Annotated in this window: 11 protein-coding genes; 7 read left to right on the top strand and 4 right to left on the bottom strand. The window is 72.0% G+C overall.

Going from position 1 to position 12,728, the window contains the following annotated elements; all coding sequences use genetic code 11:
* Nucleotides 1-3: 3 nt before the first annotated feature.
* Nucleotides 4-375: a DUF3209 family protein gene (locus ACQUQ0_RS04920; RefSeq protein WP_372389928.1), complete on the top strand. Its 372-nt coding sequence runs from the start codon at nt 4-6 to the stop codon at nt 373-375.
* A 47-nt stretch (nt 376-422) separates the two neighbouring features.
* Here ACQUQ0_RS04920 and ACQUQ0_RS04915 read toward each other — a convergent pair whose 3' ends face one another.
* The 4 genes from ACQUQ0_RS04915 to ACQUQ0_RS04900 are packed head-to-tail and all read right to left on the bottom strand — an operon-like array spanning nt 423 to nt 4,079.
* Nucleotides 423-824 carry a (2Fe-2S) ferredoxin domain-containing protein gene (locus ACQUQ0_RS04915; RefSeq protein ID WP_435183543.1) on the bottom strand — a complete coding sequence of 134 codons (402 nt, stop codon included), beginning with the start codon at nt 822-824 and terminating at the stop codon, nt 423-425.
* Nucleotides 824-1,585 carry a CbtA family protein gene (locus ACQUQ0_RS04910; protein WP_435183541.1) on the bottom strand — a complete coding sequence of 254 codons (762 nt, stop codon included), beginning with the start codon at nt 1,583-1,585 and terminating at the stop codon, nt 824-826. Before ACQUQ0_RS04910 ends, ACQUQ0_RS04915 begins: the two co-directional genes overlap by 1 nt.
* Before the next feature lie 9 nt (nt 1,586-1,594).
* Nucleotides 1,595-1,783: a CbtB domain-containing protein gene (locus tag ACQUQ0_RS04905; protein WP_435183540.1), complete on the bottom strand. Its 189-nt coding sequence runs from the start codon at nt 1,781-1,783 to the stop codon at nt 1,595-1,597.
* Nucleotides 1,784-1,841: 58 nt separating this feature from the next.
* Nucleotides 1,842-4,079: a VWA domain-containing protein gene (locus tag ACQUQ0_RS04900; protein ID WP_435183539.1), complete on the bottom strand. Its 2,238-nt coding sequence runs from the start codon at nt 4,077-4,079 to the stop codon at nt 1,842-1,844.
* A gap of 34 nt (nt 4,080-4,113) precedes the next feature.
* Between ACQUQ0_RS04900 and cobN the strand changes: the two genes are divergently transcribed.
* The 6 genes from cobN to ACQUQ0_RS04870 all read left to right on the top strand — a co-directional run bounded on the left by cobN (nt 4,114) and on the right by ACQUQ0_RS04870 (nt 12,680).
* Nucleotides 4,114-8,022, top strand: a complete 3,909-nt coding sequence (gene cobN / locus ACQUQ0_RS04895; RefSeq protein WP_435183537.1) for a cobaltochelatase subunit CobN — start codon at nt 4,114-4,116, stop codon at nt 8,020-8,022.
* Nucleotides 8,012-8,704, top strand: coding sequence for a precorrin-8X methylmutase (locus tag ACQUQ0_RS04890; RefSeq protein WP_435183536.1), 693 nt, complete (start codon nt 8,012-8,014; stop codon nt 8,702-8,704). The genes cobN and ACQUQ0_RS04890 overlap by 11 nt, the downstream gene beginning before the upstream one ends.
* Nucleotides 8,701-9,477: a cobalt-precorrin-7 (C(5))-methyltransferase gene (locus ACQUQ0_RS04885; protein WP_435183535.1), complete on the top strand. Its 777-nt coding sequence runs from the start codon at nt 8,701-8,703 to the stop codon at nt 9,475-9,477. The genes ACQUQ0_RS04890 and ACQUQ0_RS04885 overlap by 4 nt, the downstream gene beginning before the upstream one ends.
* A gap of 173 nt (nt 9,478-9,650) precedes the next feature.
* Nucleotides 9,651-10,433 carry a CbiX/SirB N-terminal domain-containing protein gene (locus ACQUQ0_RS04880; protein WP_435183534.1) on the top strand — a complete coding sequence of 261 codons (783 nt, stop codon included), beginning with the start codon at nt 9,651-9,653 and terminating at the stop codon, nt 10,431-10,433.
* Nucleotides 10,434-10,470: 37 nt separating this feature from the next.
* Nucleotides 10,471-11,772 (top strand): cobyrinic acid a,c-diamide synthase, encoded by a 1,302-nt coding sequence (locus tag ACQUQ0_RS04875; RefSeq protein ID WP_435183533.1) that lies wholly within the window; start codon nt 10,471-10,473, stop codon nt 11,770-11,772.
* 59 nt (nt 11,773-11,831) lie between these two features.
* The gene (locus ACQUQ0_RS04870; protein ID WP_435183532.1) at nt 11,832-12,680 is read left to right on the top strand and encodes a VOC family protein; all 849 of its coding nucleotides are present in this window, start codon (nt 11,832-11,834) and stop codon (nt 12,678-12,680) included.
* Nucleotides 12,681-12,728: the final 48 nt, after the last annotated feature.

Raw genomic sequence — 12,728 nt, 5'->3', positions numbered from 1 at the left:
GCAATGAGCTGCCACGAAATCGAAGCGCTACGACTCGGACTGATGAACGTGCTCGGCACCGCCGACCGCAGCGTGCGCGAGCACGCCGAACAGGAACTGGACGGTCACCTGGAGGGCCCGATCGAGGCCCTGGCGAACGCGGAGACGCTCTCGGAGCTCCAGCGACACCTCGACGCCGCGCTCGTCGACCTGGAGGCCGAGATCGCCGAGAGCGACGCGGACGACCCCGAATACGACTACCTCCGCGGTCGGCTCGTCGCCGTCCGCGACGCCGAACGCGCGCTCTCGCGCCTCACGGATCAGGGCGAGAGCGTCCTCGACGGGCTGGGCGACGCCCACGACGTGCTCCACGAGACGTTCCCGGTCGAGGAGTAAGACGAGAAGCAGACGGCCGCGCTTTTCATAGTGATTACTCTCGTCTCTTACCGCCGAGCGCCGCCATCGGGGGTGACGTTCGGCGGGAAACAGTGAGAGCAATCACTCCCGTCCGCCCCGGCGAGTCCCAACCGCGTCGCGTCGGGACCGAACTCCGAGGCGAGGAGGTCGGGTACGTCCGCCGGCCGGACGTCCGAGTACCAGTGTCCCCGCGGGTGGATCGCGACCGCCGTCCCCTCGGCGCTGCAGAGCCCGAGACAGCTCGTCCGGGCGACCTGGACGCGGGACCAGAAGACGTCGCGGTCGCGGAGCCACTCGGCGACCGCCTCGTAGACCGCCGGCCCGTGGGCGTCCGCACAGGCCGCGTACTCGCTTTCTCGTTCGTGCGTGCAGACCAGCACGTGGTCGGACACGCCGCGCTCGCGGACCTCGGCGGTGCGATCGCGCATCAGTCCGCGAGGGAGTCGACGCCGACGGTTCCGGAACCGCTCCCGGCGCCCGTTCGCCGGAGTCGCGCGTGCGTCCCCGCGAGCAGGAGCCAGAGCAGCGCCTGCCCGAGGACGATCAGCCCCGTGAAGCCCGCGGCCAGCTCGGGCGGCAGCGCGCTCTCGGCGGCCGCAGAGGACGCCCCCGGCGCCAGCACCGCGGGCACCGCGAGGAGCCCGAACGGAAGCAGCGCGCCGGCGACCGCGACGGACCGGCTCCGCTCGGCCCGGAGTCGATCGGAGGCGACGGCCGAGAGCAGGCAGACGGCCGCGCCCAGTACCATCATCCCGGCGTAGAGCAGCGTCCGGGTGTCCGCGGGGAGCGCCTCGGCGACGCCCGGCGGTCGGGGCGGCAGCACCAGCCACGGCGCGCCCGAGACGGTGACGAAGCCCGCGGCCGCCAGGAGGTAGCTCTGCGTCGCGCCCCGGCCCGGGAGGATCGGTTCGAGGAAGTAGAACCCGGCGCCGAAGACGACGCCGCCGAGGAGGATCCCCCAGAGGACGCCCGAGACGACGCTCACGGCGTTCGTCACCGTCGCAGAGACGACGCTCGAATCCTGGCTCGCGTGGGCGTGGCCGTCGAGCGCGTGGTACCCGCCGTGGCCGAATCCCTCGGCGACGCCGACGAGGGGATTGGCGACGAGCGCGAGCAGGACTCCGAAGGCGACGCCCGCGACCGCCCCGGCGAGCACGCCGCGTCTCAGATACTCGGTGAGCGTCTCCATTCTCCGGCCTCAGTGGCAGGTGATGCCCGCGGCGTGGCGGAAGTTGTGCATCGAGTCGTGGAGCATCGGCTCCTGCACGAAGAGGAGCGCGAACCCCAGCGCCGCTGCGAGCGCGAGCCCGACGGCGACCTTCGTGGGAGAGAGTTCGACCTGTGCCTGTTCGATCCGACCGTGAACGGTGTCGTTGGCTGTCGCCATTCTAAACCACAGTTTCAAAAAATCAAGTGAGATTGTAAAACTTCCGGACCGGCGAAACTCAGCTTTCGTCGGCCGCGCCCGCGGCGGCGTCGACCCGCTCGGCCGACAGCGCCGACAGCGGGACGCGCTCGCCGTCCGTCTCCGTCGCGACGAGGTCGGTCAGCCCCCGCTCGCCTCTCTCGCCCTCGCCGGCGTCGACAACGAGGACGCGGGGGTCGCGCTCGGCCAGTCGGCGGGCCGCCGCGCGCGTCTCCTTCACGGGGCTCCCGTCGGCGACGTTGGCGCGGCCGTCGGTGACGACGACGACCACGCCGGCCGCGGGATCGGCCCGGTCGAGCACGTCGCTGGCGGATCGGAGCCCCGCCGGAAGCGGCGTCCGGTCGCCGGTCGGGAGGTCCTTCAGGTGCCGCGCCGCCAGCGTGACGCTGTCGGTCGGCGGGAGAAGCACCTCCGCGTCGTCGCCGGCGAAGGCGACGAAGGCGACCTCGTCGCGCTCCCGGTAGGCGTCCTTCAGGAGCTCCAGCACGGTCCCCTTCGCGGCGCGCATCGCCGGGCGCATCGACGCGCTCGCGTCCACGGCGAAGACCACGAGCGTCGAGGCGTCGGTCTGCCGGACCGACTGCCGGAGGTCCCTGGACTCGACGCTCGTGGCGCCGCGCGCACCGGCCGCGCGGACCGAGGCCGCGGCGTCGACGTCCTCGCTGGACTCCGCTCGCCGCGTCCGAACGCGCGGGCCCTCCGTCGCGTCTTCGGAGCGGGATCGGGCGCGACCGCCGCCCCGACTCCCCTCGACCTCCCCAAGGGCGTCCGGCGCTGTCAGGTCCGGCGCGTCCGCGCTCCCGACCTCGGCTTGCGGCGCCCGCGACGCGCCGGGGAGGAGGGGAGTTCGCTCCTCGGCGTCGCTCTCCCGGTCTCGGTCGCCCGCACCCTCGGACGCCCCGTTTTCCGCTATGTCGTCCGGGGCGGAATCTGCCGCCCGGCCCTCCGCAGACGGCGGTGGATCCCGTTCGGAATCCGGCTCCCGGCGGTCCGGTTCTCCGTCTCCGGACGGTTCGCTCGTTCCGGATGTGTTTCCCCCTCTCTTTCCGGATTCGCTGTCGCCGGCGTCGTCGTCCGGATCAGCGTCCTCGCGGCGCTCGGTCCCGTCGCTCCGATCTCCGGCCGCAGACGACGCCTCGGACTGGGACCCGGATTCGCTCTCGTCGTCGCCGGCCGAGCCGTCCGACTCGTCGCCGCTACCCTCGTTCTCGCCGTCCGGCGAGTCGCCGAACTGCTCGTCGAGCAGGTCGTCCGGATCGGGCGCGTCCTCGAAGGGCCGCGACCGGAGCCGGTGCGGTAGCGCGAGCTCGGCGGCCCGGCGGACGTCCGGTTCGATGACTCTCATCCTCCCGTCCAGCGCCGCGATTGTCCGCGCGGCGCGCGCCGTGGCGATGTCGCCGCGGTGGCCGTCGAGTCCGGCGTCCCGGCACAGTTCTGCGATCTCCCGGGCGAACTCGGTCGGCAGCGTCACGTCGTCGAGGCGGTCGCTCGCCGTCCGGAGGCGGTCCCGCAACGCCGCGACATCTGTCTGTGTATCGTCGTCGCCCCCGCTGTCATCTCTGCCAAGCGCCCGCTCGACGATGGCGACCCGGTCGTCGAGGTCCTCGCAGCCCGTGACCGTCGCGCAGAGCCCGAACCGGTCCCGGAGTTGCGGCCGGAGGTCGCCCTCCTCGGGGTTCATCGTCCCGACGAGCGTGAAGTCGGCGGGGTGGCGCACGCTCACGCCGTCGCGCTCGACGCCATTGACACCGCTGGCGGCCGCGTCGAGGACGACGTCGACGAGGTGGTCGTCGAGGAGGTTCACCTCGTCGACGTAGAGGAACCCCCGATTGGCGCGGGCGAGCAGTCCGGGGTCGAACTCGTGGTCGCCGCCGAGCGCGTCCGCGACCGAGAGCGTGCCGACCACGCGGTCCCGCGTCGCCCCGAGCGGAAGCGTCACCAGCGGAACAGAGCGCGTCGCCGTCGGCGGATCCGTGCGCTCGCGGCAGTCGGCGCACTGGCGGCTCGGATCGTCGGGGGGACACCCGTAGGGACAGTCCGCGACCGCGCGCTGTTCCGGCAGCAGGTCTTTCAGAGCCCGGACCGCCGTGGACTTGGCCGTGCCCTTCTCCCCCCGGATCAGGAGGCCGTCGAGGTCGCCGTTCGCCGCGACCGCGAGCAGCGCCTGCTTGAGGTCCTCCTGGCCGACGATCTCGGGAAACGAGAGCCCCTCCCTCCCCCCGTGCGAAGGATTTTTGCCGCCAGCTAAATCAACCATACTTGAGTTAGAGAAATAGAGGTTTAACAACGTTATGCCACCAGCCGAACCCACAATCGGACTGTATCTCGCGACCGAGAACGAACTCGGCGCCGTCCAGCGCGCCGCCGAACGGACGGACGTCGAGTGGATCGTCCGCTCGGAGAGCGACCTCGACGACGGGACCGACGTCGACGCCTTCCTCGACGAGATCGAAGACGCGACGGCCGCGGTCTTCTGGCTGCACGGCGCCGAGGAGAGTATGCCGGGCTACGACCGCGCGGTGTCGCGTCTCGACGACGCGGGCGTCCCGCTCGTCGTGAAGTCGACGGGCGACGCCTACGCCGTCGAGGACACGTCGGTCCCCGCGTCGGACCGCGAGCGCGTCTACGAGTACCTGGAGCGCGGCGGTACCAGCAATATGGCCAACTGCGGGCGGTTCCTCGTCGACCGGTACGGCGCGGCGGACCGCGACCACGACGATCCGGTGACGCTCCCGACCGAGGGCGTCTATCATCCCGATCACCCCGGCGCGTCCTACGAGGAACTCCGCGCCACCCACGACCCGGACACGCCGACCGTGGCGGTCTGGTTCTACGAGTCCCACTGGACCCACGAGAACACCCGCTACGTCGACGCGCAAGTCAGGGCCATCGAGGCCCAGGGCGCCGACGCGCTCCCGATCTTCTGCAACCCCGCGACCGACACCGACGAGCAGTGGGACGCGGAACGGGTGACCGAGGAGTGGCTCCTCGACGACCCCGGGGAGCCGGTCGTCGACGCCGTCCTCTCGTCGTTTATGTTCTCGCTGTCGATGGACGAGCGCGGCCGCGACGCCGACGACGAGGTGAGCGCCGAGGACGTCTTCCTCGACCGCCTCGGCGTGCCGGTGCTCCAGACCGTGACGACGATGCGCTCGCGGCCCCGCTACGAGTCCAGCGACACCGGCGTGATGGGCTTCGAGCTGGCGCTTTCTGTCGCCCTCCCGGAGTTCGACGGCAACGTCATCACCCACCCGATCAGCGGCAAGGAGCGCACCGACGACGCGGCCGGGATCGGCACCGCGCCCAAGCAGCACTTCCCGATCGACGACCGCGTGGACCACGCCGCGCGCCTCGCGGTCAACTGGGCGCGCCTGCGACACGTCCCGAACGACGAGAAGAACGTCGCCGTCGTCCTGCACAATTACCCGCCGAGCGACGACGGGATCGGGACGGCGTTCGGCCTCGACAGCCCCGAGAGCGCGGTCAATCTCCTGGAGGAACTCGACGCGCGGGGGTACGACCTCGGCGGCGGCGGGAGGGAGGTGTCGTTCCCCGACAGCGGCCAGGCGCTCGTCGAGCGGCTCACGGAACAGCTCACCCTCGACGACCGCTGGGTCGCGCCCGAGGACGTCCGCGACCTGAGCGTCGACGTCGTCTCTCCAGAACGGTATGCCGAGTGGTTCGAATCGACGGACGAGCGCTTCCGGGAACACGTCGTCGACGAGTGGGGCGACCCCCCCGACCGGCCGTTCGCGATCCCCGGCACGGAGTTCGGGAACGTCCTCGTGACGGTCCAGCCCCCGCGCGGATTCGGGATCGATCCCTCGAAGGTCTACCACGACTCCGACCTCCAGCCGCCGCACGACTACGTCGCCTTCTACAAGTGGCTTCGGAACGCCTACGAGGCGGACGCCGTCGTCCACCTCGGCACCCACGGCAGCCTGGAGTGGCTCCCCGGCAAGACCGTCGGCCTCGATGGAGAAAGCGCGCCGGATGGGCTGATCGGCGACCTCCCGAACGTCTACCCCTACATCGTCAACAACCCCGGCGAGGGGACGCAGGCCAAGCGCCGCTCCTACGCGGCGATCGTCGACTACCTCACGCCGGTGATGCGCAACGCCGGCACCTACGACGAGCTCGCGGAACTGGAGGAGCTGGCCGACCAGTACCGCGAGGCCGGGATGGAGGACGCCCGCGCCGACGACGGCGAGCACCTCGAAGCGCTGCTCCGCGAGACGGTGGACGACCTCGACCTCGCGGTCGAACTCGGGATCGCCGGCGAGATCGACGAGAAAGCCGACGTCCGCGGGCCCGACGAGGCCGGCGCGACGCTCGCGGAGGGCGAAACCGCCGGCGACGCGGTCGACGTCGACGAGCTCGTCGAGCGGGTCCACGCGTACCTCACCGACGTGAAGACGACCCAGATCCGGATGGGCCTGCACACGATGGGCGAGCCGCCCGCGGGCGACCGCCTGACCGAGTATCTGGTCGCGCTCACCCGCCTTGAGAACCCCGGCGGGCCGAGCCTGCGGGAGGCCGTCGCGGGCGTCCTCGGCGTCGACTATCAGCGAATGCTGGACGAGCCGGAAGCCTACGACGAGGACCTGGGAATGACGCTGTCGGCGGCAGCGGACGCGGTCTACGAGACGAGCCTGGACCTCGTCGAGGCGCTCGCCGAACACGGCTTCGACCTCCCCGAATCGGAGGCCGAGGCGGGGCCGGACGACGAGGTGAATATGAACCTCCTCGTGGTCGACATCGACCCGCTTGGCGACGCCCGCGCGGCGTCGGGCGCCCACGACGACCTCCGGGCGGCCCTCGCGTTCATCTGCGAGGAGGTGGCCCCGCGCGTCGCCGAGGCCGAGGCCGAGATCCCGCGGACGGCGGAGGCGCTGGCGGGCGAGTACGTCCCGCCCGGCGGGAGCGGCGCGCCCACCCGCGGGGGCGTCGACCTGCTCCCGACGGCTCGGAACTTCTACACGCTCGACCCGCGGAAGGTCCCGGCCAAGAGCGCCTGGCGGGTCGGCCGCGAGGTCGCCGAAGGGACCGCCGAGCGCCACGCCGACGAGCACGGCGAGTACCCCGAGGAGGTCGGCGTCGTCGCCTGGGGCACGCCCACGGTCCGGACGCGCGGCGAGACGATCGCGCAGGTGCTCGCGCTGATGGGCGTCGAGCCCGTCTGGACCGACGCCGGCCGGATCGACGACGTCGAGCCGATCCCGCTCGACGACCTCGGCCGCCCGCGGATCGACGTCACGACGCGCGTCTCGGGGCTCTTCCGCGACGCGTTCCCGCAGGCCGCGGGCGTCATCCACGACGCCGTCGACGCGGTGGTCGACCTCGACGAGCCGCACAAGAGGAATTACGTGAAGAAGCACGTCGAAGAGGAGACCGAGGAACTCGACGCGGCGGGCGTCGAGGACCCCGAGTCCGCGGCGAAACACCGCGTATTCACGACACGCCCCGGCGGGTACGGTGCGGGCACGAACAAGGCGGTCGACGAGGGCAACTGGGACGACCGCTCCGACTTGGCGGAGGTATACGTCCAATGGGGCGGCTACGCCCTCGGCAAGCGCGGCTCGGTCTCGGAGGCGCACGACGCCTTCGAGCGGCGACTCGGCGGCGTGGAAGCCACGGTGAAGATCGAGGACACGGCCGAGCAGGACGAGTTCGACTCCTCGGACTGGTACGCGTTCCACGGGGGCTTCATCACCGCCGTCTCCGAGGTCTCCGGATCGGAGCCCGCCTCCTACGTCGGCGACTCCAGCGACCCCGACAACGTCTCCGTGTACACGAACGAGGAGAAGGTGCGCAAGGCGATGCGCGCCCGCGTGCTCAACCCCGACTGGCTCGACAGTATGGAAGAACACGACTACAAGGGCGCCGGCGACCTCTCCACGACGGTCGACGTCGTGCTCGGCTGGGACGCGACCACCGGCGTCGTGAGCGACGCGCTCTGGGCGGACGTCGCAGAGAAGTACGCCTTCGACGAGGAGAGACGAGCGTGGATGCGCGATGTCAACCCCTGGGCCCTGGAGAGCATCACCGACACCCTCCTGGAGGCGATCGACAGGGGTCTGTGGGATGCCGACGAGACGACGACCGACCGGCTCCGAGATATCAATCTCCGGGTCGACGGCGACCTCGAAGCCCGCGCGAGCGGCGCGGACGCCCCGGAGGTGCCGAGCGATGACGACTGATGGGGAGTTCGAGTCGTACGCCGACCTCGGCGCGACCACCGAGAACGCGATGGAGATCGCCGAGACGAGTATGGACCGCGTCCGGGAGCTCGTCCCGGACGAGACGCTCGCCGACCGGATCAGACAGAAGAGCGTCCACGCCACCGGCGATCCCGAGTTCCAGCACCTCGTGCGCTTCACCGGCGATTCGGACTCCGAGCCCGTCGTCGCCGGCGCGCGCGCCGTTCTGGACGAGCGCCCAATCGTGACCGACATCACGATGGTGGAGGCCGGAATCACGGGCCGCGGCCACGACTGCCCGGTGCGAAAGGCCATCGGCAACGGCGCCGACCTCGCCGAGCGGACCGGAATGACGCGGACGGCCGCGTCGGTGCTGGAACTTGATCGCCAGGGGGTCTACGACGGCGCCGTCGCGGTCGTCGGCAACGCTCCGACCGCCGCGCTCGCGCTCGCGGACTGCATCGAGGACGGGACGCGCCCGGCGGTCGTCGTCGCGACGCCCGTGGGATTCGTGAAGGCCGCAGAGAGCCGCGAGCGCCTCCGCGAGGTCGCGGCCGCACACGACGTCCCGGCGATCACGAGCGTCGGGCGCCGCGGCGGGAGCGGCCTCGCCGCGGGGCTGACGAACGAACTCGTCCACGTCGCCAGCGACGCCCGCGGCGGGGAGATCGACCTCCCGTGAGCGACGACTACGACCTGGGGGGCGGCCCTGATCCGGCGTCCCTGGCGGCCTCCGCGCCCGAAGTCGGTGTCGGCGCCGGAGCCGACGCGGACCGGGAGCCGGTCTTCGCGGTCGGGATCGGGCCCGGAAACCCCGAGTACCTGACGCCGCGCGGCGAGCGGGCGATCCAGGAGGCGGACGTCGTCGTGGGCTTCGAGACCGTCGTCGACTTCGTCGCGGAGGCGGTCGGCGCCGACACGGAGGTCCTGACCTGCGGCTACCGCGACGAGGCCGAGGCGCTCGCGGCGTTCGCCGACCGCGTCGCCGACGGGGCGTCGGGCACCGCGGTCCTGATGGGCGATCCGAACCACTCCGGCTACCAGTTCGTCGGCAGGGTCCAGGCCGCCGTCGACGCGCCGGTCCGAGTGATTCCGGGCGTCTCGTCGCTCCAGATCGCCGCGAGCCGGGCTCGCACGCCGATGGAGGCGTCGACGTTCGTGACGCTCCACAAGAGCGGCCCGATCGAGGCCGACCTCCGGCGGCTCCGCGCGGACGCGGGCGAGCGCCACCTGCTCGTGCTTCCCCGTCCCTTCGACTGGATGCCCGAGGACGTCGCCGCCGACCTCCTCGATGCCGGCGCGGCCCCGTCGCTCGACGCCCTCGTCTTCGAGCGACTGACCCACGACGACGAGTCGGTGACGCGGACCACGCTGGGCGATCTCGCGGCCGCTGACGGCGGAGGCGGCGACTCCCGCTTTTCGGACCTCTCGGTGCTCGTCGTCCGCGCGCCGTGACTCAAAGTGGTCACGCTCACGGTTTACCGCCGAGCGCCGTCGACGGGGGTGGCGCTCGGCGGTGAGAGACGAGAGTGATCACCGTCACCGCAACTTATTTGCGGGATGCTCCCGACCACTAAAGCAACCCAATTTGGGATAGTTAAATTGAAATTGTATTACCGGAGACCACAATGACGACCGAAACAGTCCTGCTCATCGGCCGCGAGGCGCGGAACGCCCGCGAGGTCCTCGACGCGCACGCCGCGCGACTCGGCCGCCGCGCCGACGTCGACGAGGTGGCGGTGGCGACCTACGAGTCCGAGCCGGTCCGCGAGCTCCGCGACGCCTTCGAGCGCGTCGGCGGCGACGTCGTCTACGCGGTCCCGATGTGTACGGCACACACCCACGACACCCTCACCGAGATCCCGGCGGCGCTCTCGTACGTCCCGGGCGACGTGCGCTACTGCGAGCCGCTCGGCGGCAGCCCCGCCGTCACCGAGGTGATCGCAGAGCGCGGCGGCGAACGCGTCCCGGCGGCGGCGGACGTCTCGCTCGTCCTCGTCGGCTTCGGCAGCAGCTCGAAGCCGTATCACCGACAGACCGCGGACTACCACGCCGCCCGGCTCCGCGAGCGCTCGGGCTACGGCGAGGTCCTGACGTGTTACCTCCTCCAGAATCCGGCCGTCGAGTGCGTCCGCTACAACGCGACGATGGACCGCGCGGTCGCGGTGCCGCTGTTCCTTTCCCGGACCGAAGCGACGGAGCGGCGGATCCCCGAGGAGCTCGAACTCGGCCGCGGCGGAATCGAGTACGCCGACCCGTTCGGCACCCACCCGCGGATCACCGACGCGCTCCACGCCGAGGTCGAAAAGCAGCGCGCGCTGGCGGCCGGCGGCGACGGCGAGGAGACGTTCGAGGCGCAGCTCGCGCGGACCAACCGCCCCGTCGCGACGGACGGGGAGGGCCGGCCGTGACGGAGCACCGGCGCACCGCCGGAGTCGCGACCGGCGTATGAGAGGCGTCGTCGTCGGCGGGACGCGCTCCGGCGTCGGCAAGACGGTCGCCGCCCTCGCGGTCCTCCGCGCGCTCGACGCCGCCGGCTACGACGTCCAGCCCGCGAAGGCGGGCCCCGACTTCATCGACCCGAGCCACCACGCGCGGGTGGCCGGTCGCCCCTCGCGCACGCTCGACCTGTGGCTCCAGGGCGAGGCGGGGCTCCGGCGGAACTACCACCGCGGCGAGGGGGACGTCTGCGTCGTGGAGGGCGTGATGGGGCTGTACGACGGCGACGGATCGAGCACCGCGGCGGTCGCGGAGGCGCTCGACCTGCCGGTCGTGCTCGTCGCCGACGCGAAGGCGGGGATGGAGAGCGTCGCCGCGACCGCGGTGGGCTTCCGGGAGTTCGCCGCCCACGCCGACCGCGACGTCGACGTCGCGGGCGTCATCGCCCAGCGCGCCCACGGCGGCCGGCACGAGCAGGGCATCCGCGACGCCCTGCCCGAGGGCTTGCAGTACTTCGGCCGGATTCCGCCCCGAGAGGACCTAGAGATCCCCGATCGACACCTCGGGCTCCGGATGGGCGACGAGTCGCCGCTCTCTACCGAAGCGCTCGACGCGGCCGCGGACGGGATCCGCGTCGATCGCCTGCTCGACATCGCGCGGTCGCCGCCGCGTCCGGCGAACGTCGAATCGGCGGGCGAGCGGACCGACGCCCGCGTCGCGGTCGCCCGCGACGACGCCTTCCGGTTCTGCTACCCGGCGACGCTCGAACGCCTCCGCGAGCACGCCGACGTCGCGACCTTCCAGCCGACCGCCGGCGACGCGCTCCCGGCCTGCGACGGCGTCTACCTCCCCGGCGGCTACCCGGAACTCCACGCCGCGGTGCTGTCGGAGAGCCCCGCACTGACGCAGATCGCCGACGCGGCGGCCGACGGGCGCCCGATCTACGGCGAGTGCGGCGGGCTAATGGCGCTCGCGGAGTCGCTGACCACCGTCGAGGGCGAGACCCATCGGATGGGCGGCGTCCTCCCCGCGGACGTCCGGATGCGCGAGCGGTACCAGGCGCTCGATCACGTCGAACTCCGCGCCCGCGACGGCGCGCTCACGGCGGCCGCGGGCGAGACGCTCCGCGGCCACGAGTTCCATTACTCCGAGGCCGACTCCGCGGAGGATGCCCGCTTCGCCTTCGACGTCGAGCGCGGCGACGGCATCGACGGCGACCACGACGGGCTCTGCGAGTACGAGACGCTCGGGACCTACTGCCACGTCCACCCCGAGAGCGGCGCGTTCGACGCGTTTCTGGACGCGCTCTGAGATCGCTCTCACCTCGTCGGAGACGAAGATCCTTCACGCCCGACTGCGTACGTCTCGCAATGACAGCAGACGCTCCCGACACCCCGTTGCCCGACGAGACCCGACTCGGCCGCGTCGCGCTCCGCGTCGCAGACCTCGACGAGGTGACCGCGTTCTACCGGACGGTCGTCGGTCTCGACGTACTGTTGCGCTCGGACGGCGCTGCAACGCTCGGCGTCGGCGACGATCCCATCCTCCGCCTCGTCGCTGACGAGACGGCCGCGCCCCGCGACCGCTCGCAGGCGGGGCTCTTCCACAGCGCGTTCCGCGTCCCCTCGCGGACGGCGCTCGGCGCCGCCCTCGAACGCGTCCGCGAGCGTTGGACCCTTTCGGGCGCCTCGGACCACCACGTCAGCGAGGCGCTCTACCTCTCGGATCCCGAGGACAACGGCGTCGAGATCTACCGCGACCGCCCGCGCGAGGCGTGGCCGCGGAGCGCCGACAGCACGGCCGAGATGGGCACTTACCCGCTGGACCTGGAGTCGCTCGCCGAGGCCTCGGACGGGGCCGCCGACGCGCCGGCGGGGACGGACCTCGGCCACGTCCACCTGGAGGCGACGTCGCTGCCGGACGCGCGGTCGTTCTACGTCGACGCGCTCGGGTTCGGCGTGCAGGTCGAAGACCGCGGGGCGCTCTTCCTCGCCGCGGGCGACTACCACCACCACGTCGGCGTCAACACCTGGAACCGACGGACGTCTCCGGCCGGCGGGCGGGGCCTCTCGTGGTTCGAGGTCGTCGTGCCCGACGGCGAAACCCTGGTCGCGGTCCGAGACCGACTCGCGGACGCCGGCGTCGAGTCCCGCGAGACCGACCGCGGGATCGAACTCCGCGACCCGGACGACGTCGCCGTTCGGCTGCGCGCCGAGTGACGACGAGCCGAACCGCACTTGGCGGTCACCCGGCTATCTGGTCCTGAG

The organism is Halobellus sp. EA9 (assembly GCF_051195055.1).
GTDB classification, from domain to species: Archaea; Halobacteriota; Halobacteria; order Halobacteriales; family Haloferacaceae; genus Haloquadratum; species Haloquadratum rubicundus.
The sequence above is the reverse complement of the archived record's forward strand: the minus strand, read 5'-3'. Positions and strand labels throughout refer to the sequence as shown.

Coding starts and splice junctions, on each gene's coding strand:
- ACQUQ0_RS04920 (WP_372389928.1), top strand. CDS start 4: ATGAGCTGCCACGAAATCGAAGCGCTACGACTCGGACTGATGAACGTG.
- ACQUQ0_RS04915 (WP_435183543.1), bottom strand. CDS start 824: ATGCGCGATCGCACCGCCGAGGTCCGCGAGCGCGGCGTGTCCGACCAC.
- ACQUQ0_RS04910 (WP_435183541.1), bottom strand. CDS start 1,585: ATGGAGACGCTCACCGAGTATCTGAGACGCGGCGTGCTCGCCGGGGCG.
- ACQUQ0_RS04905 (WP_435183540.1), bottom strand. CDS start 1,783: ATGGCGACAGCCAACGACACCGTTCACGGTCGGATCGAACAGGCACAG.
- ACQUQ0_RS04900 (WP_435183539.1), bottom strand. CDS start 4,079: ATGGTTGATTTAGCTGGCGGCAAAAATCCTTCGCACGGGGGGAGGGAG.
- cobN (WP_435183537.1), top strand. CDS start 4,114: ATGCCACCAGCCGAACCCACAATCGGACTGTATCTCGCGACCGAGAAC.
- ACQUQ0_RS04890 (WP_435183536.1), top strand. CDS start 8,012: ATGACGACTGATGGGGAGTTCGAGTCGTACGCCGACCTCGGCGCGACC.
- ACQUQ0_RS04880 (WP_435183534.1), top strand. CDS start 9,651: ATGACGACCGAAACAGTCCTGCTCATCGGCCGCGAGGCGCGGAACGCC.
- ACQUQ0_RS04875 (WP_435183533.1), top strand. CDS start 10,471: ATGAGAGGCGTCGTCGTCGGCGGGACGCGCTCCGGCGTCGGCAAGACG.
- ACQUQ0_RS04870 (WP_435183532.1), top strand. CDS start 11,832: ATGACAGCAGACGCTCCCGACACCCCGTTGCCCGACGAGACCCGACTC.